23 protein-coding genes and 8 tRNA genes are annotated in these 26,883 nt (G+C 45.2%); 1 reads left to right on the forward strand and 30 read right to left on the reverse strand.

Going from position 1 to position 26,883, the window contains the following annotated elements; all coding sequences use genetic code 11:
* Positions 1-92: 92 nt before the first annotated feature.
* From xylB to deoC, 14 genes are all read right to left on the reverse strand, one after another.
* Positions 93-1,562, reverse strand: coding sequence for a xylulokinase (xylB, locus tag WKT10_RS08230; RefSeq protein WP_178274527.1), 1,470 nt, complete (start codon positions 1,560-1,562; stop codon positions 93-95).
* Between the two features lie 12 nt (positions 1,563-1,574).
* Positions 1,575-3,059 (reverse strand): L-fucose/L-arabinose isomerase family protein, encoded by a 1,485-nt coding sequence (locus tag WKT10_RS08235; RefSeq protein ID WP_340276604.1) that lies wholly within the window; start codon positions 3,057-3,059, stop codon positions 1,575-1,577.
* A gap of 25 nt (positions 3,060-3,084) precedes the next feature.
* Positions 3,085-3,702 (reverse strand): DUF4867 family protein, encoded by a 618-nt coding sequence (locus tag WKT10_RS08240; RefSeq protein WP_340276607.1) that lies wholly within the window; start codon positions 3,700-3,702, stop codon positions 3,085-3,087.
* Positions 3,703-3,810: 108 nt separating this feature from the next.
* Entirely contained in the window at positions 3,811-4,659 is an 849-nt protein-coding gene (locus tag WKT10_RS08245; protein WP_337434140.1) for an AraC family transcriptional regulator, read from the reverse strand.
* Between the two features lie 163 nt (positions 4,660-4,822).
* Positions 4,823-6,016, reverse strand: a complete 1,194-nt coding sequence (locus WKT10_RS08250) for a phosphopentomutase (protein WP_340276609.1) — start codon at positions 6,014-6,016, stop codon at positions 4,823-4,825.
* Positions 6,017-6,041: 25 nt separating this feature from the next.
* Positions 6,042-7,250, reverse strand: a complete 1,209-nt coding sequence (gene preA, locus WKT10_RS08255; protein ID WP_340276611.1) for an NAD-dependent dihydropyrimidine dehydrogenase subunit PreA — start codon at positions 7,248-7,250, stop codon at positions 6,042-6,044.
* A 21-nt stretch (positions 7,251-7,271) separates the two neighbouring features.
* Positions 7,272-8,027, reverse strand: coding sequence for a maleate cis-trans isomerase family protein (locus tag WKT10_RS08260; protein WP_066545359.1), 756 nt, complete (start codon positions 8,025-8,027; stop codon positions 7,272-7,274).
* Between the two features lie 5 nt (positions 8,028-8,032).
* On the reverse strand, positions 8,033-9,475 hold the full coding sequence (locus WKT10_RS08265) for an amidohydrolase family protein (protein ID WP_340276614.1): 1,443 nt from the start codon (positions 9,473-9,475) through the stop codon (positions 8,033-8,035).
* 2 nt (positions 9,476-9,477) lie between these two features.
* A complete protein-coding gene (locus WKT10_RS08270) occupies positions 9,478-10,224 on the reverse strand; it encodes a nucleoside phosphorylase (protein WP_066545351.1) in 747 nt (248 codons plus the stop codon).
* Between the two features lie 36 nt (positions 10,225-10,260).
* Positions 10,261-11,214 carry an ABC transporter permease gene (locus tag WKT10_RS08275; RefSeq protein ID WP_337434143.1) on the reverse strand — a complete coding sequence of 318 codons (954 nt, stop codon included), beginning with the start codon at positions 11,212-11,214 and terminating at the stop codon, positions 10,261-10,263.
* 13 nt (positions 11,215-11,227) lie between these two features.
* Positions 11,228-12,280 carry an ABC transporter permease gene (locus WKT10_RS08280; protein ID WP_081422894.1) on the reverse strand — a complete coding sequence of 351 codons (1,053 nt, stop codon included), beginning with the start codon at positions 12,278-12,280 and terminating at the stop codon, positions 11,228-11,230.
* 54 nt (positions 12,281-12,334) lie between these two features.
* The gene (locus tag WKT10_RS08285) at positions 12,335-13,855 is read right to left on the reverse strand and encodes an ABC transporter ATP-binding protein (RefSeq protein WP_066545346.1); all 1,521 of its coding nucleotides are present in this window, start codon (positions 13,853-13,855) and stop codon (positions 12,335-12,337) included.
* 36 nt (positions 13,856-13,891) lie between these two features.
* Positions 13,892-15,019, reverse strand: coding sequence for a BMP family lipoprotein (locus WKT10_RS08290; RefSeq protein WP_242962954.1), 1,128 nt, complete (start codon positions 15,017-15,019; stop codon positions 13,892-13,894).
* A 31-nt stretch (positions 15,020-15,050) separates the two neighbouring features.
* A complete protein-coding gene (gene deoC / locus WKT10_RS08295; protein ID WP_066546128.1) occupies positions 15,051-15,728 on the reverse strand; it encodes a deoxyribose-phosphate aldolase in 678 nt (225 codons plus the stop codon).
* Between the two features lie 502 nt (positions 15,729-16,230).
* Here deoC and WKT10_RS08300 point away from each other — a divergent pair.
* Positions 16,231-16,626: a hypothetical protein gene (locus WKT10_RS08300; RefSeq protein WP_066545344.1), complete on the forward strand. Its 396-nt coding sequence runs from the start codon at positions 16,231-16,233 to the stop codon at positions 16,624-16,626.
* Positions 16,627-16,722: 96 nt separating this feature from the next.
* On the opposite strand, the gene WKT10_RS08305 is transcribed toward WKT10_RS08300, so the two are convergent.
* The 16 genes from WKT10_RS08305 to WKT10_RS08380 all read right to left on the reverse strand — a co-directional run bounded on the left by WKT10_RS08305 (position 16,723) and on the right by WKT10_RS08380 (position 26,818).
* A complete protein-coding gene (locus WKT10_RS08305) occupies positions 16,723-17,544 on the reverse strand; it encodes an NPCBM/NEW2 domain-containing protein (RefSeq protein ID WP_066545342.1) in 822 nt (273 codons plus the stop codon).
* A gap of 138 nt (positions 17,545-17,682) precedes the next feature.
* Positions 17,683-18,192, reverse strand: coding sequence for an anaerobic ribonucleoside-triphosphate reductase activating protein (nrdG, locus tag WKT10_RS08310; RefSeq protein WP_066545339.1), 510 nt, complete (start codon positions 18,190-18,192; stop codon positions 17,683-17,685).
* Between the two features lie 32 nt (positions 18,193-18,224).
* On the reverse strand, positions 18,225-20,414 hold the full coding sequence (gene nrdD / locus WKT10_RS08315; RefSeq protein WP_066545337.1) for an anaerobic ribonucleoside-triphosphate reductase: 2,190 nt from the start codon (positions 20,412-20,414) through the stop codon (positions 18,225-18,227).
* A 241-nt stretch (positions 20,415-20,655) separates the two neighbouring features.
* Positions 20,656-22,047, reverse strand: a complete 1,392-nt coding sequence (gene hydA / locus WKT10_RS08320; RefSeq protein ID WP_066545335.1) for a dihydropyrimidinase — start codon at positions 22,045-22,047, stop codon at positions 20,656-20,658.
* Positions 22,048-22,162: 115 nt separating this feature from the next.
* A complete protein-coding gene (locus WKT10_RS08325; protein WP_066545333.1) occupies positions 22,163-22,696 on the reverse strand; it encodes a transcription repressor NadR in 534 nt (177 codons plus the stop codon).
* A 17-nt stretch (positions 22,697-22,713) separates the two neighbouring features.
* Positions 22,714-23,568, reverse strand: coding sequence for a carboxylating nicotinate-nucleotide diphosphorylase (gene nadC, locus WKT10_RS08330; protein ID WP_066545331.1), 855 nt, complete (start codon positions 23,566-23,568; stop codon positions 22,714-22,716).
* Positions 23,553-24,845, reverse strand: coding sequence for an L-aspartate oxidase (locus WKT10_RS08335; RefSeq protein WP_340276626.1), 1,293 nt, complete (start codon positions 24,843-24,845; stop codon positions 23,553-23,555). The genes nadC and WKT10_RS08335 overlap by 16 nt, the downstream gene beginning before the upstream one ends.
* Before the next feature lie 6 nt (positions 24,846-24,851).
* A complete protein-coding gene (nadA, locus tag WKT10_RS08340; protein ID WP_066546122.1) occupies positions 24,852-25,757 on the reverse strand; it encodes a quinolinate synthase NadA in 906 nt (301 codons plus the stop codon).
* Between the two features lie 217 nt (positions 25,758-25,974).
* Positions 25,975-26,055: transfer RNA gene (locus WKT10_RS08345), tRNA-Leu, on the reverse strand.
* A gap of 52 nt (positions 26,056-26,107) precedes the next feature.
* Positions 26,108-26,192, reverse strand: a tRNA-Leu gene (locus tag WKT10_RS08350).
* A 10-nt stretch (positions 26,193-26,202) separates the two neighbouring features.
* Positions 26,203-26,275 (reverse strand) — tRNA-Val (locus tag WKT10_RS08355).
* Positions 26,276-26,314: 39 nt separating this feature from the next.
* A tRNA-Asp gene (locus tag WKT10_RS08360) sits at positions 26,315-26,388 on the reverse strand.
* A gap of 41 nt (positions 26,389-26,429) precedes the next feature.
* A tRNA-Ile gene (locus WKT10_RS08365) sits at positions 26,430-26,503 on the reverse strand.
* Positions 26,504-26,543: 40 nt separating this feature from the next.
* Positions 26,544-26,616, reverse strand: a tRNA-Thr gene (locus tag WKT10_RS08370).
* Positions 26,617-26,639: 23 nt separating this feature from the next.
* Positions 26,640-26,711, reverse strand: a tRNA-Glu gene (locus WKT10_RS08375).
* 34 nt (positions 26,712-26,745) lie between these two features.
* Positions 26,746-26,818 (reverse strand) — tRNA-Asn (locus WKT10_RS08380).
* Between the last annotated feature and the right edge of the window lie 65 nt (positions 26,819-26,883).

The raw sequence follows: 26,883 nt of genomic DNA on the forward strand, positions 1-26,883 counted from the left end.
ATATAGCTTCTTAGTATAAAAAGGAGTGAGCATCCCCCTTCCTATGCTCACTCCCTGATATTCCACGCCCTCTTTACGGAACGCGGGCCTTTTTACATCCCCAACTGAAACAATCCCTTCATTGCAGGATAAATCTGCTTAAATACCTGATACCGCTTTTCGTATTTTTCCACCAACCCAGTCTCCGGCTCAACGGTATCAACAATCTTCACCAGCTTCTCTGCCGCTTCTTCCACCGTTTCAAATTCCCCGCAGCCGACTGCTGCCAGCATAGCGCCCCCATATCCGGGGCCTTCTTCGCTTTCAATCACATCGACCTTCAGATTCATTACATTCGCGATAATTTTCTTCCACAGCAGACTCTTTGCCCCGCCGCCGCAGATTTTGGTACGCTCAATCTGAATCCCCAGACTTCTGGCCACTTCCAGAGAATCTCTGAGTCCAAATGCCACACCTTCCAAAACAGCCTGCGTCATGTCCTCTCTTGCTGTATCCATGGTCATTCCGATAAAAGCGGCTCTTGCTTTGGGATCATTGTGAGGCGAACGTTCTCCCATCAAATAGGGCAGATAGTAAACATGATTTTCACCCAGTTTTGTAATACTGTCCTGCTCTCTTTCATACTCTGTTGTCTTTAAAATTTCATCCATCCACCACTTATTGCAGGAAGCAGCGCTGAGCATACATCCCATCAGATGGAAGCTTCCATCTGCATGAGCAAAGGAATGCAGTGCATTGTGTTCATCCACTCCGAATTTTTTACTGGAAATAAAAATAGTTCCGGACGTTCCAAGTGAAATATTGCATTTTCCCTCTCCGACGGTTCCAGTCCCCACAGCAGCCGCTGCATTGTCTCCGGCTCCTGCTACGACCCTCACCGCTTCCGTAAGCCCCAGCCTGTCTGCAATTTCTTTCTTCAATAAACCAACCACTTCATAGCTTTCAAACAATTGCGGAAGCTGTTCTTCTTTCACTCCGCAAATATCCATCATTTCTCTGGACCAGCATTTATGCTCCACATCCAAAAGCAGCATCCCTGAAGCGTCAGAATAATCCGTACAATGGATTCCCGTAAGCATATATGCCAGATAATCCTTGGGCAGCATAATTTTGCTGATACGGGAAAAATTTTCCGGCTCATTTGCTTTCATCCAGAGAAGCTTCGGTGCGGTAAAGCCTGCAAATGCGATATTTGCTGTATATTTAGATAATGCTTCTTTTCCGATTACTTCATTGAGATGCTCTGTTTCCTTCGCTGTTCTTCCGTCATTCCAGAGAATCGCAGGGCGGATCACCTGATCCATCTCGTCCAGAACCACCAGTCCGTGCATCTGGCCGCCAAATCCGATTCCTGCAATCTGTGTTCTGTCACACTCTGCTGTCAGCTCTTTCATTCCCTCCATAGTTTTTTCAAACCAGTCCTGAGGATTCTGCTCGGACCAGCCGGGATGAGGAAAATACAGGGGATATTCCTTTGATACAATTTTATGAATGGTTCCGCCCTGATCCATCAGCAGCAGTTTCACTGCTGATGTACCAAGGTCAATGCCTATATATAACATGTTTCTCTCCCTTTATTTCCACGGATTCTCTGTAGGATATCTTACTCCCGCAGGCTGGTTATAACCGATTTCCTCAACAGGAACCCCAATATACTTAAATACCTCAAACAAAGCCTTTCCATGGTTTCCAAATGCAACTGCACCATGATGTGGGAAATTCTTTTCAATCAGCACATGGCGGTAAAATCTTCCCATTTCAGGAATTGCAAATACACCAATGGAGCCGAAGGAACGTGTTGCAACAGGAAGAACCTCTCCCTGTGCAATGTAGGCTCTGAGCTTACAGTCAGCCGTGCTCTGCAGACGGAAGAACGTAATATTTCCCGGTGCGATATCTCCCTCTAAGGTTCCCTGTGTCACCTCTTCCGGAAGAGAACGTGCCATGATCAGCTGATATTTCATTTCACAGAAGGACAGTTTTTCAGACGGCGTATTTCCACAGTGGAATCCCATAAAGGTGTCTTTATGAGTATATGGGAATTTGCCTTCTATTTCTTCTTTATACATATCTGCCGGCACATTATTATTGATATCAAGGAGGGTTACCGCATCTTCGCTGACAACGGTTCCGATCAATTCACTCAAAGCACCGTAGATATCTACCTCACATGATACCGGAATCCCCTGAGCGGTCAGACGGCTGTTTACATAGCAGGGCACAAATCCAAACTGTGTCTGGAACGCCGGCCAGCACTTTCCTGCAATTGCCACATATTTGCGGTACCCTCTGTGCTCCTCAATCCAGTCCTTTAAGGTAAGCTCATACTGTGCCAGCTTTTCAAGGATCTCCGGCTTCTTATTTCCGGCGCCAAGCTCCTCTTCCATTTCCTTCACAACCGCCGGGATCCGCTCATCTCCAGCATGCTTGTTAAATGCCTCAAACAGATCCAGCTCTGAATTTTCTTCAATTTCAACTCCTAAATTGTAAAGCTGCTGAATGGGCGCATTGCATGCAAGGAAATTTAATGGACGCGGCCCGAAGCTGATAATTTTCAAATCATTCAATGCGATCACTGCTTTTGCAACCGGACGGAACTCTGCAATCATATCTGCACATTCTTCAGCTGTTCCAATGGGATACTCCGGAATATAGGCTTTGATATTTCTCAGCTTCAGGTTATAGCTTGCATTGAGCATTCCGCAGTAAGCATCGCCGCGGCCCTGAATCAGGTTGTCCCCACGCTCCTCTGCCGCAGCCACAAACATCTTCGGTCCGTCGAAATGCTTTGCAAGCAGTGTTTCAGAAATTTCAGGTCCAAAATTTCCAAGATATACAACCAGCGCATTGCAGCCGGCAGCCTTGATATCTTCCAGCGCCTGCTCCATATGAATCTCACTTTCCACAATACAAATGGGACATTCATAAATATCCCTATCCCCATATTTTTCCCTGTATGCTTTTATCAAAGCCTCTCTTCTGCTGACAGATAGACTCTCCGGAAAACAATCTCTGCTTACTGCTACTACTCCGATTTTCAATTCTGGCATATTTTTCATTGTATGTACCCACCTTCTTATTATTTTAAACTGTTACATTTTCACCCTTTAAGCCGCAGAATGCACCTACAATCCCAGCTTCCTCATGTGCGATCAGCCATTTGTTTTTGGCAGCAAGCAGTCTGTCCTCTCCCTCTGCCCCTGCTGCAAAATCCAGCTCCGTATTCGTTCCTTTCGGCAGCACAACCACACATCGGAAACCATTTTCACCCTCTGCCGTACATGGCGCATAGTGAAGTGTTGTTGCATAAACCTCAATCACCGTACCTGCAGGTACAAAAAAAGCCTCCACGCGAGAAGTGTCATATGTACCGTCTGCTTCAATATCCTGCTCCCGTCCAAGGAGCAGAACAAGGTTGTTTACTGCAATATTAATTTCAGAAGAACGATGATATTCCAGCCCGTTCAGCTTTCTGTTATCACCATTGCAATATCCGATTTGAATTGGAAGGCCGCCAAATCCGCGGTTTTTCATCTCCTCTGCATCAGGCAGAGCCTCCATTTCTTCCACAGACGGAACATATATGACTTCTCTTGTCAGAGGCGTATGCTCCATTTCTGCCAGGATTCCGTCCACATGATATCCCGTCAGAATTTTACCGTACTTTTTAAATGATTTCTCATTTATATTCTGAATCTGCATCATTGTCTCCTTTCTTATTAGAATGTTTTCTGTTAAGACCATGATAACAGCTTCCTTTTATCTTATCGACCTTTTATTTATCCATACAACTGCACTTTTTTGTCTTTTTTATATCTGTTCCGATGAATGGGACGATTCTGTTTTTCTCCGCAGATACTCGCTTGGAAGCATCCCGTATTTCTTTTGAAATGCCTTTGCAAAAGCCCTGCTGCTTGGAAATCCATGGTGAAAGGCCACTTCACTGACCGTATGCTCCGTCCGGCTCAGTTCCGTAAACGCATATTCTACACGTACTCCCTGCAGATAATCCTTATAATTGATGCCTGCATATTTTTGAAACATTCTTGAAATATATGCAGGAGTATATCCAAACACCTCAGCCAGCGCTTCCAATGACAGCTCCTCCTGATAATGTTCTTTCATATAATTCGTAATGGGAGTAAGTTTATTTAATTTTCTGTTTTGTTTCAGCAATTCATCTTTTACGTCCAATTCACGGTAAACAGAAACAAGCATATATAACAGCATATAATATCCGCTTTTTACCCGCATATCATATCCCGTCTCTTTTTTCCCGTATGCAGCAAACATTTCCCGGATCAGATCCACGACCTGGACATCCTGCTTTTTTGCTTCATGTGTAAATCGAATGTACTGCTCCCCGGTAAAGTAATCAGAAAATGTTTTTAATGGAATCTGTATCACTACTGTTTTGTTTGGCTCCGGTGAATCAATGGCATGTATCTCATTTGAATTCACCAGAACAAACTCACCTGGATTCAGCTCCTGTTCCAAATCATTCAAATAGAATTTTAAATGACCCTCAAACACCATAAAAATTTCAATGGAGCGATGCCAGTGTTTATCCCGGAAATAATTTCCCTTCTCCCCTTCAAATAAAAACATCTTAAAGGGTAAATCTTCATTTGGCACTACAATTTCGTGGTTTGACTGCATCTTTCAAAACTCCTGATCGTTTCATTCTTTTTACTGTCTTTGTCTTAAATGTATTGTATCAGTACACTGATGTGACGGCTAGTCCCAAATGTATGAAAAATCATAACAAAAAGGAGTGAGCATATCCATTTATATACTCACTCCTAAACCTTTCAAAATAGATCTATTGAATCTGATCCAGCATTGATTCTCCAATGGTTCCATCCGGCATCCTTACATTGAAATTTTCTGCAATCGTAGCCCCTATTGCCGCAAAAGAATCTGCCTCATTTAATGTTCCTGCACCCTTCAGACCTTTTGCATAAAGAAGCAGCGGTACCTGTTCTCTGGTATGATCAGTTCCCTGATAAGTCGGGTCATTTCCATGATCTGCCGTAATCATCAGCAGATCCTCATCTCCCATCAGTTCCAGCAATTCTCCCAGCTTTTCATCAAACTGCTCCACTTCTTTTGCATATCCTTCCGGGTTTCTGCGATGCCCCCATACTGCATCAAAATCTACCAGATTCACAAAACATAATCCTTCAAATTCACTATGTTCCATAATATCCGCTGTCTGCTGCATTCCATGAACAGAGCTGTCTGAATGATACGTTTGTGTGATTCCTTCTCCATCAAAAATATCATGGATCTTTCCCACAGCAATCACTGACAGACCATTCTCCTTCAATGCGTCCAAAGCTGTTTTTCCGGAAGGCTTTAAAGCATAATCCTTTCGATTACTGGTACGCTTAAATTCTCCGCGTTTCTTTCCCACATAAGGCCTGGCTATCACACGGCCCACCTTCCACTCATCTTTAAGTGTAATTTCTCTGGCAATTTCACAGCAGCGGTAAAGTTCTTCCAGATCAAATGTTTCTTCATTTCCGCAAATCTGAAGCACAGAATCAGCTGAAGTATATACGATCATATGACCGGTAGCAATCTCTTCTTCTGCCAGTTCATCCAGAATCTCTGTTCCACTGGAATTCTTATTTCCAATCACTTTATGACCGGTACGCTGTTCTAATTCTTTAACCAGTTCCTCTGGAAACCCTGTCTCTGAAAATGTGACAAACGGTTTTGCAGTCTGAATTCCCATCATCTCCCAATGTCCGGTCATGGTGTCCTTTCCACGGCTTTTTTCATTCAGCAAGGCGTAGTAGCCTAACGGTTTTACAGCCGGCTCTACTCCTTTCAGCGGATGGAGATTAGCAAGTCCCAGCTTCTGAAGGTTTGGAATGTTCCACTGGCCCACATATTCTGCAATATGTCCCATTGTATCGGCGCCTTCATCTCCATATGCTTTTGCGTCATGAGCATTTCCCGCACCAAAAGAATCCATAACGATCAAGAATATTCGCTTGAATTTCCTCATTCCATTTTTCTCCTTTTTCCTTCACTTATCGCTCTGTGGGTACCATCTGAATCGCACCTGTAGGACACACGATTTGGCAAAGTCCGCATCCCGTACATTTCTCCGTGCAGACCAAAGCTTTTCTTAGACTGGTCTCCAGCTGAATTGCCTGCTTTCCGCCGTCACTGCAGGAGACAGCACATTTCCCGCACCCAATACATTTATCTGGATCCACTAAAGCTGCCAGCTGCTGCTTTAAAGACAGATTTCTTGCCGCAGAAGCCATGTGATTCAAAGAATATCCACGGAACTCATCCAGAGACTGATATCCTTTTTCCATCATAAATTTTTCCAGATAAGAAATCATCTGCCTGATTATGCCATAGCCTTTATACATAACTGCTGTTGCGCTCTGCAGTGTGTCAGCGCCCAGACACAGATACTCTAATGCATCCTTTCCATCTGTGATTCCTCCAACTGCTGAAATACCAAACGGCTTTTCTTTTGCAGCAAGAGCCATTTTATAAATACAATGCTGAGCCATAGGTTTAATGAACGCTCCAGACAATCCCATGGGCGCACTTTGTCCCATTATATCTGGAATATGTACCATACGTTCCGGATTCAGAGGACCGATTCCATGAATAGAATTGATTCCGGTCACTGCATCTGCTCCGGCTTCAGCCGCATACAGAGCCATTTTTCCAATATCATTGACATGAATTGACAGTTTGGCTATCACCGGGATCTGAACTTCTTCTTTTACCCAGCGAATTACCTGCTGCATCAGCTCTTTCTCCTGGCAGATCATCACGCCTGCTTCGCTGTCAATACAGGACAGACAAAGCTCCAACGCATCTGCTCCGGCATTCTGGGCCTTTCTGGCCAGCGTTTTCCAATCCGCTTCTACATATTGAGCCTTTACACTGATAATCAGCATCTTTTCCGGATACCGTTCCTTCACTTTCGCAAAGTCTGCAAATGCTGCGTCTACACACTTGTCCATAACAAAGTCGATATTCCCCATGCCGGTAACGCCTTTTGCTCCGGAAGCAGAAATAGGAAGCATTCTGGGAGACAAGCTTAAATTCAGCTCATCCTGAAGAAAAGAGATGCTTTTTGTAACTGCTCCAGCCCATCCTTCTTCAAATGCTCTGCAGATCATCTCTCCTGTCGCACTAACGGGAGAAGAAGCCAGAATGAATGGATTTTCACAGCGGAATCCACAATAATTTGTTTCCATATTTAATGCCATAGTTGTTTCCTCCATCTTAGCTTATACGTCCAGCAGCTTTCCCCATCCCTGGAAGGACAATTTTTCTAACCCACACAACTTCAATGCCTCCCGAACAGCTGCGGTTACGGAATCAAACACAACCGCTCCTGACCGTTTTTCGATCAAGTCCGCTCTCCAGGCAGCAGCCAGGTTCGTACAGACAACTGCAATCCCCTCGCCATGGCCTGCGCCTGTGCTGCAGCACAGGGTCTCCAGCTGTTCCTTCGTGACACTGCCTATCTCTGTATTTTCCGTGATTCCAAGGCCGGTCACTCCTGCTGCTGTAAGCCCCAGCTTCTCATACTCCCGAATAATTGCGTCATTCATTTCTTTAATATAAGGTGTCACAAGATGCAGACGCTTTATATCAAAATCCTGATAACTTCCTACCAGCCCCAAAGACGCTGTGCTCATGGGAATCTTGGTTTTTTCTTCAATCTTCTGGCACATCTCTCTGTCACGCTCAATTCCCAGCCAGCTTCCTGCCGTTCCGTTCCAGATAATCGCATCTACCTTGGCCTGAGCAAGCTGATCGGCTGCCCGAAGCATCGTATCCACAGCAAATTGTCTGGTAGAGTTATCATCCAGAGAAACATTTACGACCTCCAGTCTGGAATAATGAACGGTAACTACATCCTCCATACCGAAAAAAATACGGCTGCATATTGGTTCTACTACAGTATTAGAGGAAGGAACGATCATACCAATCCGCTTAGGAAACCGCACTGTCTCTGTTCTGTTTCTGCCTGTCTCCATGATGCCTACGCCTCCATACGATAGTCAATGCCTGTCTTATCCTTCACAAGCTTTAATATCCTTGCTGTTGAACGATTGGCATCCTCTACAATCTGATTTAAATCTCCTGCCAGGAATATGCCATTCTCGATTAACACATTTCCATTCACGATGGTTGTGTCTGCCAGATGATTATTTCCACAGTACAGCAGTGCTCCCCTTGGATCTGTCAATGCTCCGGCATACCCCGGCTGTATCATGGAAAACAGTACAAGATCGGCTGCCATTCCCTCTTTCAGCATACCAATGTCATCCCTGTTCAGACATTTTGCACCGTTTACCGTTGCCATCTCAAATACTTCTTTTGCATTGATCCACCGCTCCGGTCCATAGCCTGGATGTCCGCCGTCAATCCGGTGAACATAAAGCATGGTTCTCAGCTCTCCCAGCATATCTCCGCTGTCGTTGCTGGCTCCGCCGTCTACACCGATACTTACGGGAATCCCCCGGTCTCTCGCTTCCAGTGCCGGAGCAATCGGGTATCCCAGTCTCATATGACAGGACGGCGACTGGGTCACAGACGCGCCGTTTCTCGCTACAATATCCAGTTCTTCTGCATTATGACGGCTGATATGGGCAAAAGATACATTTTTATCGATCCAGCCGATTTCCTCCAACCACTGATGAGGTCTGCAATTATACAGCTCTCCACACTTTTTGATCTCATCTGGTCTTGGATGAAGATGAGTATGACACAAACCGCCGCGATTATCTGCCATCTTCTTCAATTCTTTCATAAATTCCGGATTCTCAAATACCACAGTAGTAGGGCCTACGCCTACGCGGCTCATGGAAAAACGGCTGTCATCATGGTATTTTTGAAATGTTCTGTCACATGAATCCAGAATATCATCATAGGACTCCACCAGACTCCCGGCATCAATCCCCAGCCGTTCCTTCATTTCTGCAGGCAGGTTTCCCTCCATTACAGGCATACAGCCACGGAATCCGTGAAACCGCAGTCCCAGCTCTTTTACGGCCTCAAATTCTGCATCCATTAAATCATGTTTTCCATGGGGGAAGAAATACATAAAGTCCATAGATGTGGTACATCCTGTCATCAGGAGCTCTGCTGTAGCCAGACGTGCTGCCGCCTTTACGTCCTCTTCTTCCATATTTTCCCATGCGCCGTATGAGTAAAGAAGCCAGCCCAAAAGATTTCCCTTCTGCATGATCGGAATATTTCTGGTAATATTCTGATAAAAATGATGATGGGTATTGATAAATCCAGGAAGTGCCAGCTTCCCAGTTCCGTCTATCACTTTTACCCCATCAGCAGGCACATCCAGCTTCGTCCCGATTTTTTTGATCACATTTCCTTCTATATAAATGTCTGCATTCTCCAGAAATGTATCCTCTTCATCCATACAATAAAGGTACCGAATATTTTTAATCAGCAACCGTTCCATCGTTACCTCCCCAGCTTCTTGTCTTCTTCAATTAAAATCCGCAGACCCTCAATTGCTGTTTCCATCGCAGCCTGGAGGTTTACTTTCTTGTACGCCATAACGGCAGATGCACGGCAGTTTCTGATGGAAGAAACGATGAAAATCGCAGCAGCCTCCATCTCAGAACACATTACATTCGAGCGTTCCCACGCCTGCCAGCGGGATTTTACATAGTCGCTGTTGGGCATATTATCCGGCTCAATCTCCGCATAAAATGCATCTTTCGAATGGGTAATACCCTCTGCAAAATTATAACCCAGCTTTTTAGCTGCTCTGGCCAGTGCATCTACTACATGACGGTCAGCCACTGCCGGATAAGCCAGAGGAACGTAAGAAATCGTTGTCCCTTCATCCCGTACTGCTGCAGTGTTGATCACACCATTTAAAGACATATCCTGGGAGGCCGGACACACACGCCCGGAAGTTCCCACACGAATAAACGTATCTGCACCGCAACGAATCAGTTCTTCTACTACGATTGCTGTAGACGGGCTGCCCATACCAGTAGAAGTAACAGATACCTTTTCTCCGTTCAATGTTCCAGTCCAGGTTTTACACTCCCTGTTGTGAGCCACCAGTTTTGCATCATCAAACATAGATGCGATCACATCTGTACGGAATGGATCTCCAGGAAGCAGCACATAACGACCCACATCCCCTTCCTTACAATTTATATGATACTGTTTTCCTTCCTCATTTAAAAACGGCATATTATTATCCTCCTGTTCATATAAATACAGTCTGTGTTATCTCGCACCTTTATCATAAGGAACACCGGATGCCTTTGGCGCCTGGGATCCCTTCGTATTGAGTGCCAGAACAATCAGGGTTGCCAAATATGGAATCATTTTATAAATACTGCTTGGAATGCCAAAATCTGCAAGAATCGGAATTCCTGAGTATGCAGAAGATATGGTCTTCATGATACCAAAAAACAGAGCTGCTAAAAGGATCTTTCCAGGTTTCCACTGACCGAAGATCAAAACAGCCAGGGCCAGGAATCCATATCCTGATACAGATGCATTGAAACTGGTAGAAGTAGGAATGATGTATACCAGTCCGCCAATACCAGCTAACGCGCCTGAAATCAGTACACCCATATAACGCATTTTATAAACGCTGATTCCCACAGATGCTGCTGCCTGCGGATGTTCACCACAGGAACGCAGACGAAGTCCAAATCTTGTTTTATACAGAACTACACAGGAAACCACCAGAATCAGAATTCCCAGATAAGTAGTAATATAGGCATTCTGGAAAAACATTCCTCCTATCACCGGAATATCTCCCAAAACCGGTATTTTTTCAATTCGGAACTGATTCTCAAACGGAATCTGCTGCACATTGCGGATTACTCTGGCAACAAAAATAGCAAATGCCGGAGCGAACATATTGATTGCTGTACCGCTGATACTCTGATTTGCCTTCATATTTACAGAGGCATATGCATGAACCAGAGATACCACCATTCCGGTCACCATAGAAATCAGCAGTGCAATCAGCAAAATCGGCTGTCCGGGAAGTACACCTTGAAACAGATTGATAAACAGAATCCCGGCAAATCCGCCCAGCACCATGATGCCCTCCAGAGCAATGTTGATAACACCGCTTCGCTCACAGAACATTCCTCCCAGTGCAACGATCAGCAGCGGGATGGAAAAAAGCATCATTTGTTGAACCAAAAAATATAATAAACTCATGTCACTTCTCCTTTCACGCCGTCTTATCTGCCGTATCCGTCTTTTTCCCCGAGAATACCTTGCTGACTACACCCCTGAATACCAACGCAAATGCACTGAAATAGATAATTACAGAAATAATAATATCGATAACCTCAGGAACGAAATTATACAGCTGCATCTGATCTCCGCCCACCTTTAAGTATGCGATAAAAATACCGGAGAAGATAATACCGATTGGATTATTCATAGCAAGCAGCGCTACCGGAATACCGTTAAAGCCTTCTGCTGCCAGCGTATCTACTACCTGAATTCCGTTTCCGGAACCTGCAAGGTAAAGCAAACCGCCGCCCAGACCAGCCAGAGCACCTGCAATTGCCATAGAAGAAATCACATTTTTCTTTTCATTCATACCTGCATAACGGCCTGCTTCACTGTTATAGCCGCAGGCTTTCAATTCATAACCAAACACAGTCTTTTGGAGGATGACCCAAATTGCAACACCTGACAGAATTGCAATCAGAATTCCCGCATTAGCACTGGATGGACGGTTATTATAGCGGAAGATCATATCCATTCCCATCTTTGGAAGAATTGCATCTGCGTCTACCGGAAGAGACTGACTCTGCAGCGGATCATAAATGAACGCACTCACCAGAGCATTCACAGAATACATTCCAATATAATTCATCATGATACATCCAATTACCACATTTACGTTTCTTGTTGCTTTTAAAATACCAGGAACCATTCCCCATAAAGCACCAGCCAGAATCGCTGCTAAAAGAGCTACGATCCAGTGAAGAGCACCCGGTAAAAATGTAAAACGTACACCTACAAACACTGCTGCGAATGCCCCGACGATAAACTGACCGGATGCTCCGATATTGAAAAGTCCGGTCTTACTGGCAAATCCCACAGATAAACCTGTCATGATCAAAGGTGTTGCATAGTACAGTACCTGCCCCATGTTCTTTAAGTTTGACAGACCGCCCAGAAGAATTGCTGTAAAGCCCTGACCTGCCTGTGCCGGATTACTTGCTACTAAAATAATCAATCCGACAAGCATTCCCAGAAGAATTGCCATAACAGACGCCAGAAAACTGGAAACGCCGGATGGAAGAGATTTTCTTTTCACGTTCTATGCCCTCCTTTTGGACCCTGCCATATAGAGTCCCAGTTCCTGTACCGTTACATCCTCCGGTTTTAAATCGGCAACGATCTCACCTTCATACATTACCAGAATACGGTCACTGATACTCATAACCTCATCCAGTTCCAGGGATACCAGAAGAACCCCTTTTCCCGCCTTCTTCTGCGCGACTAACTGCTTATGGATGTATTCGATCGCACCTACATCCAGACCTCTTGTAGGCTGCACAGCGATTAAAAGATCCGGATTACGGTCAATCTCTCTTGCAATAATGATCTTCTGCTGATTGCCTCCGGACATACTTCTGGAGATGGTCTTACCTCCCTGTCCGCAGCGGATATCAAACGACTGAATCAGTCCGTCTGCATAGCTGTAAATCTCCCGCTCTTTTAAGAAACCATGATTTTGGAACTTTTTTTCAAAATAACTCTGGAGTACTGTATTATATGCCAGATCATAGTCCAGAACCAATCCGTGTTTATGACGGTCTTCCGGGATATGTCCAAGTCCATGAGTATTGCGCTCTCTGATACTCATGTGAGTAAAATCCTGACCTTTCAAGTGAATCGATCCGCTCTCAGTCGGTGTCAGTCCTGTAAGAGCATATACAAGTTCACTTTGTCCGTTTCCGTCAATTCCTGCAATACAGACAATTTCTCCTGCCTTTACATCAAACGATACATGATTGACAGACAGCTTTCCTGTAAAATGATTCTTTACGCTTAAGTCTTCTACAGCCAGCACACATTCACCCGGATTATAGTCTCCCTTATCAATCTGTAAATTTACTTTTCTTCCCACCATCATTTCAGACATTTCTTCTTTGGTGGTGGAAGCAACGTCAATCGTACCTACATATCTTCCTTTTCGCAGTACTGTACAGCGGTTAGCGGCCTCTTTTATCTCATTGAGTTTATGGGTAATAAACAGGATCGACTTGCCTTCTGCTGCCAGATTCTTCATAACCTTGATCAGTTCATCAATCTCCTGAGGAGTCAGAACAGCGGTTGGTTCATCAAAAATCAATATTTCATTATCACGATACAGCATCTTTAAAATCTCTACTCTCTGCTGCATACCTACTGTAATATCAGAAATCAATGCGTCTGGATCAATCTTCAGCCCATATTTTTCCGACAGGCTTACTACCTTTTTGCGGGCCTCATCCATTTTCAGAAGCCCCTTCTGGGTGGTTTCCACACCCAGAATTACATTCTCCAGAACCGTAAAGTTATGAACCAGCTTAAAATGCTGATGAACCATACCAATTCCCAGCTTATTTGCGTCGTTGGGATTCTTTATATGTACAACCTGTCCATTCTTGCGTATCTCACCGGCTTCTGGCTGATACATACCAAACAGTACGCTCATCAATGTTGATTTTCCTGCACCGTTCTCTCCCAGTAATGCATGAATTTCACCACGTTTTAGCTGAAGTGTTACATTATCATTTGCAACAATTCCTGGGAATTCCTTTCGGATTCCCAACATTTCAATTACATATTCCATATTCATTCTCCCGGCATCCCACTAGCTGAATACTCTTTATTTTACTTCGGTTACCTCGATTGTTCCGTCAGAAATCTGATCCAGTGTATAGGAAGTTCCCTCTTCATTTACATCGCGGAGCGGCTTAAATGTGCCGTCTGCCAGTTTTCCATAAACCTCATCATACTTAGCCTGATCAAACGTTTCAAATCTGGAGGTTTCCATCGGAAGTTCCACACCCTTGTTGGATGCGTCCATCATAATGTTCTCTCCGCCCGGGAAACTGTCGCTGTAGAACTTCTCCAGCATCTGATATACTGTACCGCTTAAAGATTTCATAGCAGAAGTAACAACTGTCTCAGATTCTCCTGCCCAGTCAATATCTACGCCAATGGACTTGCCTGATGCAGAAGCATCAGCTGCTGCCATAACAGACTGACCAACACCGGATCCGCATGCAAAAATAATCTCTGTTCCATTCTGATACCAGGTTGCTGCCAGTGTCTGAGTTTCTGGAGTAGCATCAAATGTACCTGTATAATAGTAATTCATCTGTACATCACTCACACCCATTTCCTTTGCAGCAGCCTCAGCTCCCTGGATAAAACCGTATCCGTAACGTACAACTGCCGGAGTTGCAACGCCTCCCATAAAGCCAAGTTTTTTGTACCCTTCTACAACCGCTGCATAGCCGGCCAGAAAACCGGCCTGTTCCTCTGCATACTGAATACCTACTGTATTTTCACCAATCTTTGTATCTCCATTGCTGGAAGGAACTCCATCCAGAAGAACAAATTTAAGATCCGGCCATGTATCCTGCGCTACATACATTGCCTCCGTAAACCGAAAGCCGGGTGCTACAATAATTTTTGCTCCGCCTTCGATTGCCAATTCCATGGCTGACAAATATGCATCTGTTGTCTTTTCTACCGGTTTATAATATTTGTAGGAAATTCCTTTTTCCTCACCATACTGTTTTACGCCTTCATATGTTCCCTGGTTAAATCCCTGGTCATCAATGCTTCCGCCATCTGCAATCATCGCAATCTCAGCACCCGCACCGGAAGCACCTTCTCCTGCAGCTGAAGTACCTGCTGTATTACCGCCCTGAGAACATCCTGTTACTGACATAACCATCATCGCTGCTAATAATGCTGCACCTATTTTTTTCATCGTTTTTTTCATGATCCTTCTCCTTTCTCAATCTGAACTCTAATTAGTAAGCCCCGTTATTATTTTCGCCGTCTTCCAGTATCTTAATTGCAGAACTGGTTCCAATCCGCTCGCATCCCTCTTCTAAAAACAGTTCCAGATCTTCTCTGGTTCTCACGCCTCCGGCTGCCTTCATCTTTACATCCTCATCTTTTGGAAGATTCTCTTTAAAAAGACGGATATCTTCAATCTTTGCTCCTGCAGTACCAAATCCGGTAGATGTCTTGATATAATCTGCTCCTCCGTCTGCCACACACCTGCAAAGACGAATCTTTTCTTCTTCTGTCAGATAACAGGTTTCAATAATTACCTTTAAGATCTTGTCTCCTGCTGCACGTTTCAGAGTAGCAATTTCTTCTGTTACACGGTCAAAATCTCCATTTTTTACATCTCCCAGATTTACAACCATGTCTACTTCTTTGGCTCCCTCTGCAATTGCCTGCTCCACTTCTGACCGTTTCACTTCTGTGGTATTGTATCCCAGGGGGAAACCAATTACTGTACAGATATTCAGCTTATCACCATATACCTCATGTACTCTCTTGATATAGGATGGCGGAATACAGACAGATGCCATTCCATGCGCAACTGCCTCTTCACATAATTTATGAATATCTTCCCATGAAGAAACCGCCTTCAATAATGTGTGATCAATATGCTGGTAAATAAGCTCTTTTTTCATAAGTTCATTTCCTCTTTCCTCTGCATCTGCAGAATCTACATTTTTCTGGTTGCGCTTTGTTTTCGAAAACATTTTATTCAAAAAAGTGATTTGCCGGCAGACACTTTTCTGAATCTGATAAATTCTACACTCAACGCTTTGTGCACAAAAAACAAAAAAGCCAACCGAAACGGCTGGCTTTTTGAGCTCATCAACGTTAAATGTTTTATTTATTAAGTTGCTACGATTGTAACACCCATTATCATTCATGTCAATATCCATTCATTATTTCATTATTTTTTGTATATTATCACAATTTTTTTAATGTTCTAAAATTTCCAATCGAGCATATAATTTATATTTTATATGGTTTTTTCCATCTTCCCCCCTCACATTACATTTTCACTTTTTTGTTTAAAATGCACAATAAAAAAATAACTTTCTCTCTGCAACTTTCTCACCCCGCCTCCCGTCTAAGCATATGTACTGAAAAATATATTGCATATACTTATGGAGGTTTATTATGAAAAAAAGAAATTTATTCGCAGCAGCAGCCGTTTCCCTTATTTTGGCAACCGGATGCGGGGCCCAGCCCTCTTCTCAGCCGGTTTCTTCCGCAGAAGAAACCGTTTCCACACAAGTTTCCGAGTCCGCAGACACTCCTTCTGCTGAAGCCTCCTCCGCTGATACGGATGTCAAGACCTCATCCATTACAGGCACCATTGATGAAATCAAGGATTTTATGTTTAACATAACCGACAGCGAGGGCACATCCTTTGTCCTGTCCTTTGACGCAACGCCTGAAGGGCTCTCTGATGTAAAAAACGGTGACACGGTTACTGTTACCTACACCGGAGAATTAAGTGAGGTTGATGCGTTTACTGGAACTGTTATCTCTGTTAAAAAGGCCGAAAAATAAATCTATAAACTGAAAACTGCCGCAGCCAGAACGCGCATCCAGGACATATGCCTGAAGAATCGCCTTCTGACTGCGGCAGTTTATTATCTTATGTTTCTATTTGTATAAAGCCAGCCCATTAAACAGAATCACAGGATCATCATACCCGTTATCTTTTGACAGGGAAACCTCTACTCTGATCTGGTTCTGTCCGGAGACATCTACTCCAAAGTAGGTTACCTTCTCATTGTGATGAATATCCGAAGAGGTATAAAGTACCTGATCGTTATCCCCATAAACAGTCACTCTGGCCATAAGGCCGCTGTCAAACTGAGAAGACGATGGGCCGAAGGAACCGTATAAAAGCCGATATTCGCCGTTGGTATTGCAGATTACATGGCTTCCTTTTCCCTTCAGCCGGACCGCATTATCCCAGCGCTCCCCGCCTCCGGTTCTGGCCGATGTGAGGATCGAATATCCCTTTGTGGAAATTCCTTCCATATTTTGAACCAACTGCTGGGTAGACAGATCAACGCTGTCCGACGGCTCTACCGCCCCTTCCTCCGGTACCCACACTCCGTCTGTTCCAATGGTTCTTCCATCAATTACTGTATTAACCGCCATTACACCGCTTGGATACAGATAGTACCATTTTCCGCTGTCACTGTCTTTAAACCAGCCGGTTTCCATGGCTCCTGTGCTGTCCATATGATACCACTGGCCCTCTATCTGCTGCCAGCCCGTTGTCACATAACCGTCATTGTCCAGATAATAATACTTTCCCTTATCCTGAATCCATTCATTGTAGGCAAACTTATTCGCACTCCGCTGATACTTCCACTGGTCATTTACATATTTCCATGTACCCGCATAAGCCGGAACTGCCAAAGCTGCGCTCAATACAGCGGCCATTGCCATTACTCCAAAACGTCTCTTCATACTGCTTCTCCTTTCCAGAAAGACAGCACCGATTACAATACAGGGGCGCCGCCAGGTTGATTTTCATTATAATTCAATTTGATGAATTATGCAAGAAAGCCTTGGCTGCCCCCCTGTTATTTCATAAAAATTTCATACTTACGGCCAGTTTCCGCAGGCAATTCCGTCTTTCAGCTTCAGAAGCCTCTGATTGCTGCTCCCCCGAAATACCAGGGTCAGATCCTTCTCTGCTTCCACAAATTCACCGTCCACCAGCACATCCAGACATTTTAAAATCTCCTGCGTATGTTCTGTGTATACCCTGCCTCCCGGCTGCATATCTGAATCATAAAGATAACCGCTGTAGCACCAGATATCCTTCTGCGGATATACCATTCGGATCTGCTTTAAAAGCTCTGCCACAGCCGGCTGGTTCTCCGGCTCAAAAGGTTCTCCGCCCAAAACGGTGAAACCCTGGATATAGGACGGTTCCAGCAGCCTGAGAATCTCTCTGCCGGTTTCCTCTGTAAACGGTTTTCCGTATCCAAAATCCCAGGTTTCTGCATTAAAGCAGCCTTTACAGTGATGCCTGCAGCCGGATACAAAGAGGCTGACCCGGACCCCTGGACCGTTTGCAATATCACATTCCTTAATATTTCCGTAATTCATCCTGCTCTCCTTTCGGACCGGCCCAAAAACGCTTACAGATGAAGCACCCTGTCTCTGATCTCCTGAGTCCGTCCCTGGTTCCAGAACTGGGTTCCAATATAACCACAGGTTCTGCGGGCTACAAACATATGGTTCTGATCCTGATTTCCGCAGTTGGGGCACTCCCAGATAAGCTTTCCGGATTCATCCTCCTTGATTGCCATTTCTCCGTCATAGCCGCAGCATTCGCAGTAATCGCTCTTCGTATTCAGCTCCGCATACATGATGTTATTATAAATAAACTTCATCACAGATAAAACAGCCGGAATGTTGTTCTGCATATTTGGGACTTCCACATAGCTTACCGCACCGCCCGGCGACAGCTTTTGGAACTCTGCCTCAAATTTCAGCTTGCTGAAGGCATCAATCTGCTCCGACACATGGACATGATAGCTGTTTGTAATATAATTTTTATCCGTTACGCCCGGAATGATTCCGAAACGCTTCTGGAGGCACTTAGAAAACTTATAGGTCGTGGATTCCATAGGCGTACCGTATACGGAATAGCTGATATGCTCTGCCTCCTTCCACTCCCTGCACTTGTCATTGAGACGCTTCATTACCTTCAGTGCAAAGGGTCTGGCCTCCGGATCGGTATGGGACTTGCCCAGCATCCTCATACACATTTCATACAGGCCCGCATAGCCCAGAGAAATGGTAGAATAGCCGTCAAAGAGCAGACGGTCAATCTTTTCTCCCTTTTTCAGGCGGGCCAGAGCGCCGTTCTGCCAGAGAATCGGCGCCACATCGGAAATCGTGCCCAGCAGGCGCTCATGACGGCATCTGAGGGCTCTGTGGCACAGCTCCAGACGTTCATCCAGAATCTTCCAGAATTCATCCATATCGCCCTCGCTGGAACAGGCCACATCTACCAGATTGATCGTCACTACGCCCTGATTAAAACGGCCGTAGTATTTGTGGCTTCCGTCTGCATTTCTCTGGGAATCCTCAACGGTCAAAAAGGAACGGCAGCCCATGCAGGGGTATACATCCCCCTGTTTTAATTCCTTCATGATTTTTGCAGAAATATAGTCCGGAACCATCCGCTTGGCCGTACATTTTGCAGCCAGCTCTGTGAGTCCCCAGTATTTGGATTCCTCTGAAATGTTATCCTCATCCAGCACATAGATCAGCTTAGGGAATGCAGGCGTAATCCAGACGCCCTTTTCATTTTTCACACCCTGCATCCTCTGTACCAGAACCTCTTCGATGATCATGGCGAGGTCATCCCTTGTCTGTCCCTCAGGCACCTCATCCAGATACATAAATACGGTTACAAAGGGAGCCTGTCCATTACAGGTCATCAGGGTAATGAGCTGGTACTGAATGGTCTGGATTCCGCTGCGTACCTCATCTCTCAGCCTGCGCTCCGTTACCTTTGAGATAATTGCCTCATCTAAGGATTCTCCGCACTCTTTGCGCTCCTCAATCACATTTTTACGGATCTTCTGACGGCTGATATCCACAAAGGGAGCCAGATGGGCCAGCGTAAAGGACTGGCCGCCGTACTGGTTGCTGGCAACCTGGGCAACGATCTGTGTGGTTACATTGCAGGCCGTAAAAAAGCTGTGAGGCTTTTCGATCAGCGTTTCACTGATAACCGTGCCGTTCTGAAGCATATCCTCCAGATTGATAAGGTCACAGTTGTGCTCCCTCTGTGCAAAATAATCCGTATCATGGAAATGGATAATGCCCTCCTCATGGGCTCTCACGATCTCCTCCGGCAGCAGCACACGGCGGGATAAATCCTTGCTCACCTCTCCTGCCATATAATCTCTCTGAGTGGAATTGATAACCGGATTCTTATTGGAGTTCTCCTGATTGACCTCTTCATTGATATTGTCTAACAGGGACAGGATCCCGTTATCTGTAGTGTTGGACTTACGGGTCAGCTCTCTCTTATAGCGGTAGCGTACATACTTCTGTGCCACCTCATAGCCTCTCATGGCCATGATCCCGGTTTCCACCATATCCTGAATATCCTCTACATTCACTGCATGAGTGGATTCATTCACCTTATTTGCAATATTATCTGCAATGGCGATAATCTGATAGTCATTCATCTGATGAAGCCGGTCTACCTCTTCGTTTGCTTTGTGAACCGCATTTATGATCTTCTGGGAATTAAAGTCTACCTCTTCCCCATTTCTCTTAATCACATTTGTCTTAACGTCAACACTCATCCCGATCCCTCGCTTATATCTGTCATTTTATCTCATAATAATAAGCACCCCCGGTTTATTCCTTTCTCATCTGGAAAAACCACTAGATATAGTGCCGTGTACTATACTACTACAAAATCATGTGAAATGAAAGAGGAATATTGGAAAATATTAAATTCAGACAACAGCCGTTTTTCTCCCTAATAAATTGCCAAAAGCGCTACCAGACCATCCTTTCATGGCGGCAGCGCCCGATTTTTCCTTATTCACACAGCGAAAGCGGTTTTCTGAAAATAAAATGGCCGTCTCCCTGTTTTCCCAAAAAATGGTTATCTTTTACAATTATATTTCCCCTCTGCATTACCAATTCAATGGAACCTCTTATCTTCATTCCTTCATAGGCAGTATAGTCCACTGCACTGTGCATATGGCTGTGAGTCAGCACCCATTCCTTTGAAGGGTCTAAAATCAGCAGGTCACCATCCGCTCCGGGCTGCAGGCAGCCTTTTTTCGGATACAGGCCGTAGATTCTTGAAGGCTGTGTACAGGCAATTTCCACCAGCTTTTCCAGACTGATCTTTCCCGTCATAACACCCTCGGAAAACAGAAGGATCATGCGTTCTTCCACTCCCGGCGCTCCATTGGGGCATTTGGTAAAGTCATCCTTTCCAAGCTGCTTTTCCTTTCTGTAATTAAACGGACAGTGATCCGTAGCCACTGCTTGGATCTCACCCTCTGCAATGCCCTTCCACAGTGCTTCACAGTCCTCCTTTGTGCGCAGAGGCGGTGACATTATATATTTTAATCCATCCTCATCCAGATACCGCTCCTCTGTCAGAACCAGGTACTGTGTACAGGTCTCCACAAAAATGTTTTTCTGTCCCTCTGCTCTGGCCTCTTTTACTGCCTCCAGACTTTCCTTACAGGATAAGTGGACAATATACACCGGCGCATCTCCAGCCAGCTTTGCCAGGTAAAGCACCCGGCGCACTGCCTCTGCCTCTGCCAGATTGGGGCGGCTCTTGGCGTGGTAAATGGGTGCCGTATTGCCCTCTGATACCAGCTTTCCTCTTAAGAACTGCACAACCGCATGGTTTTCACAGTGAAATGCAGTCACGCCCCCCAGCTGCTTCATTTTCTTTAATACCTGAAGCACTCCGTCGTCATCAATCTTAAAATCATAGGTCAGATATACCTTTACGCTGGGAACACCGTCCTTCATCATGTCCTCTAACTCGTTCAGGATCTCTTCGTTCACATGCTGGCAGGTACCGTGAAACCCATAGTCGATCACTGCCTTATGATCTGCCAGCCCGTGATATTCATTCAGCTGATGATGAAGAGGGCAGCCGGCCGGCCCAAAGGCCATATGATCCACAATAGAGGTGGTGCCTCCGCAGGCTGCAGCTACGGTGCCATCGTAAAAATCATCCACAGCCCGGCTGGATCCGGCTAAAAGGTCCATATGGGTATGAACATCTACGCCTCCGGGAAGCACATATTTTCCCGCCGCGTCAATCACCTGGGCTTCTTCTTCCGACGCCGGCTCTAAATGGGTGCCAATCTGTGAAATAACTCCGTTTTCTATGCAGAGATCGCCCTGATACTGCCCCGTTTCTGATACAATCGTTCCATTTTTAACAAAAACCTTCATCTGTAACTCCTCCGTGTTTTCATTCATAGGAATATTATACCAAACCACAGGCCCGTGGGCTAGTCCCAAGTACTTTGAGTTTTTACATTTCACACTAAGCTTCTTCTGATGTTCTTCAGAAATCCACCGGTTCATAATCCTGAAGCTTTGCCAGAAACCCCCGTTTTTCCAGCTCCTCCTGTATCATATCCAGAATCTCCTCACGCTCGGCAGAAATGGTGTGATAATGGTAATTCGATGTGAGCTTCATCAGCTGAGTGGATTTTCCCTCAGAAATATCCTGCAGATACCGCTTTACATCCATTCTGGATTTGATATTCATATCTGCCCGGATGACACCGTAAACCTTGTGGTATACGAATACATCCTCCACCTTCCCGCCAAAGTCCACATACAGATTCAGTTCCTCTTCAACCTGCTTCTCCGTATGGATCACCTTAAATACGCGGCTGCAGCTGTGCTCCTCTGCCATCACATATCCGCGGTTCGTAGAGAGGATTTCCACTCCATTGGCACGCAGAAGCGCCATATCCTGCACAATTACCTGACGGCTCACATGAAGGATTCTGGCCAGCTCCACCCCCGGAACCGGTTTTTCGCTGTTTTTCAGTATACTCAGAATCTGTTCCCGTCTTTCTGTACCGTTCATTCCTGTCCCTCTCTTCTTTAGACTGCGTGAAGATTTTTCAGTGAAATATCCAGAATCGGTGCAGAATGCGTCAATGCTCCGCTGGAAATATAATCCACACCAAGATCGGTCAGGCGTGAAATGTTCTCTTTTGTCACATTTCCGGACACCTCCACCTCAGCTCGCCCGTCAATATATTCTATGGCCTCTTTCATCTGTTCATGGCTCATATTATCCAGCATAATAATATCTGCGCCTGCCTCAACGGCCTCCTTTACCATGTCCAGAGTCTCTACCTCTACCTCAATTTTCCGCACAAAAGGAGCGTACTCCTTTGCCATTTTCACAGCCTCTGCCACGCCTCCGGCGGCTCCAATATGGTTGTCCTTCAGCAGTACGCCGTCGGAGAGATTATATCTGTGGTTATTTCCGCCGCCTACACGAACCGAATATTTCTCAAAAATACGGTTATTCGGTGTTGTCTTTCTTGTATCAAGAAGCTTTGTCTTAGTCCCCTTTAATAATGCTGCTACTGAATGGGTATATGTGGCAATGCCGCTCATTCTCTGAAGATAATTGAGAGCCGTGCGCTCTCCGCACAGAAGCACGCGGATATCGCCGTAAACCTTTGCAAGCAGCTGTCCGCTCTTTACTTCCTCTCCATCCTCTGCAAAAAACTCAACTCTTGTGCTTTCATCTAAAAGGGCAAATACACGTTCAAAGACCTGCAGGCCGCAGATAATGCCATCCTGCTTGCAGATCAGATCCACCTCTCCGGCCTGAGCCTTTTTCATAATGCTGTTTGCCGACACATCCTCGCTTGTAATATCCTCGCGCAGTGCGCTTAAAATCAGTGGATCCACATTTAATTTTAAAGTTACCTGATCGTACATCTTTCTTCTCCTTTAATCTCATTTTTCACCAATTCGTGATACGTTTTATATAATCCGGATAAATCCTTATACTGGCTCATATCCAATGTTTCAAACAGATGGCTGTTTCTTTTTACCTCTCCCAAATGCTCCGCCATATCAAGAGCCGCCCGCTTTGCAAATACAAGGCTTTCCAAAAGAGAATTGCTGGCCAGACGATTTTTTCCATGGACACCGTTGCAGGCAGTCTCGCCTACCGCATAAAGCTGTTCCATGGACGTTCGGCTTTCATGGCTGACTTTAATTCCTCCCATAAAATAGTGCTGAGCCGGAACTACTGGTATACATTCCTTTGTTACATCATAGCCTATTTTCCTGCAATGTTCAACAATATTGGGGAAATGGCGGTTCAGCTCATTTTCGGGTATGGTGCGCAGATCCTCCCAGACAAACTCTGTTCCATCTTTTTCCATCTGTTCTAAAATGGCTTTTGTCAGCAGATCCCTTGGAAGAAGTTCATTGACAAAGCGCTCTCCGTTTTTATCCCGCAGCACCGCCCCCTCTCCCCGCACAGACTCAGAGATCAGGAAACTCCTCTCCTCATCCGCGTACAGTGTGGTCGGGTGAATCTGTACATAGGAAATATCCTTCAGTGCAATCTTATGGCGGACTGCGACTGCAAGTGCGTCTCCTGTCAGATGGCGGAAATTGGTAGAATGACGGTACAATCCGCCGATCCCTCCTGTTGCCATAACCGTGTAATCCGCCTCGATGGCTTCCAGACTTCCATCCTGTCTCTGAACCACAGCCCCATAGCATACATTATTTTCCTCAATAATATCGATCATAGACGTATGCTCCAGCAGCATAATGTTGGATCGTCTCTTTGCCTGGGCTAAAAGTGTGCTGGTAATCTCTTTTCCTGTCACATCCTTGTGAAATATGATCCGTTTCTCTGAATGGGCTCCCTCTCTAGTAAACACCAGCTCCCCATTCTCATCCTTTTGGAAATCTGCCCCAAACTGCAGCAGATCCTCCACTACAGACCTGGAGGAACGAATCATAATCTCTACGGAGGCTTCATCATTCTCATAATGTCCTGCCTTCATTGTATCATCAAAAAATCCCTGATAATCGGATTCATCCTTCAGCATACACATTCCACCCTGAGCCAGATAGGAATCATTTTCCTCTGCTCCTGCCTTTGTGATCACCGTAATCTGTCTGCTTTCCGGAAAGTTCAGTGCACAGTAAAGACCTGAACAGCCGCTTCCTACGATTAAAATATCTGTCTTCATTTCACATTATCGGGCCAGCATCAGCATTTTTTTCAGCGGTGCTCCTGCCTGAATCCTCACTTTCTCCGGAACCTTAACCTCATTGATTTCTTCCTTTAAAACCTGTAGAACCTTTTCAGGCGTAATCAGCTTCATATCTGTGCAGATCTGATTTTCTGTAAGCGTATAAAACGTTTTATCCGGATTCTGTTTTTTCAGTTCATACAATACCCCTGATTCTGTACCGATAATGTATTCCTTTCCATCATCCTCTGCTGCAAAATCAATGATCCCCGATGTGCTTCCTATGTAATCTGCCAGCTTCAGCAAATCCCCGGTACACTCAGGATGAACCAGAAATTTGGCTTCCGGATGTTTTTCCTTTTCCCTTTTTACGGCCTCAGCAGACATAGCCGCATGGATGGGACAATAACCGTCATTGAAAATGATATGCTTCTCCGGAACCTGTTCTGCCACATACCTTCCCAGATTTCCATCCGGAATAAAGAAAATATTCTGATTCGGCAGATTCCTTACAATTTTCACCGCATTGGCCGAGGTTACACACACATCCGAATATGTCTTAATTTCTGCCGTGGAATTGATATAACAGACCACCGCCAGATCCTCATATGTTTCTCTCATCTCGTGGATTTTTTCCAGCTGTACCATATGGGCCATGGCACAGTCTGCCGTCAGATCCGGCATCAGAACCTTCTTTTCCGGGTTCAAAATCGCAGCGCTTTCTCCCATAAATTTCACTCCGCAAAATACAATGATATCTGCAGCAGTCTTCTGAGCTGCCTTGCTCAAATAGTAAGAATCTCCAATATAATCCGCAATCTCCTGCACCTCATCTGCAACATAATAATGGGCCAGGATTACTGCATTCTTTTCCTTTTTTACATGATTGATTTCTTCTGTTATTGACATGAGTTCCTCCATAATGCTCATTCCTCTGAAATATTCCACACAACATCAGGCATTATAGCACTCTTTTTGTCATATGACAAGACAGTAGTCATTTCAGCTGTGCCGTATAAACCTATATTCACAAAACTGATGGTAAATTCGGTCAAAACAATCGGAAATCCAGCGCATGAAAAAAACGCTGCATCGCCATGAATCATGACAATACAACGTTTCTTAATGCGGGCAACAGGACTTGAACCTGCACGTCTTGGACACCAGAACCTAAATCTGGCGCGTCTGCCAATTCCGCCATGCCCGCGGATATAAAAACAGCCGCACAAGATACCTTCTCCTGTGTGACCGAATAAAAATGCGGGTGGCCGGACTTGAACCGGCACGGATGTTAAGTCCGAGGGATTTTAAGTCCCTTGTGTCTGCCTATTCCACCACACCCGCAAAACACAAATGGGGCCTATAGGGCTCGAACCTATGACCCTCTGCTTGTAAGGCAGATGCTCTCCCAGCTGAGCTAAGACCCCAAATTGCATTAAATTGTAATGCATCTTATCAGATGCAAACGACCCGGAACGGGTTCGAACCGTCGACCTCCGCCGTGACAGGGCGGCGCTCTAACCAGCTGAGCCACCGGGCCATATGTTTTAATATAGTTCTTACAACTTTAGCTAGGAAGAATGGACCTTCGGGGACTTGAACCCAGGACCGACCGGTTATGAGCCGGTTGCTCTAACCAACTGAGCTAAAGGTCCGGAACTATACCTTTTAAATTATCTACTGCTTGAGCAGTAAAGCCGATGATCGGACTCGAACCGATAACCTGCTGATTACAAATCAGCTGCTCTGCCAATTGAGCCACATCGGCATATCTTGAACATGATGTTCAAATGACCCCAACGAGATTCGAACTCGTGTTACCGCCGTGAAAGGGCGATGTCTTAACCGCTTGACCATGGGGCCATATTCAGTAGTAGTCGCCATGACTTCCACTAAGCTCCCCGAGTAGGACTCGAACCTACGACCCAACGGTTAACAGCCGTTTGCTCTACCGACTGAGCTATCGAGGAATACAAATTACGCTGACTGGATTATTATACTACATCTTTCCAGTTTTTGCAAGCATAATTTTTAA

Origin of the sequence: Enterocloster sp. HCN-30185, from assembly GCF_037890305.1 — a bacterium.
In the GTDB taxonomy this organism is placed as follows: domain Bacteria; phylum Bacillota; class Clostridia; order Lachnospirales; family Lachnospiraceae; genus Enterocloster.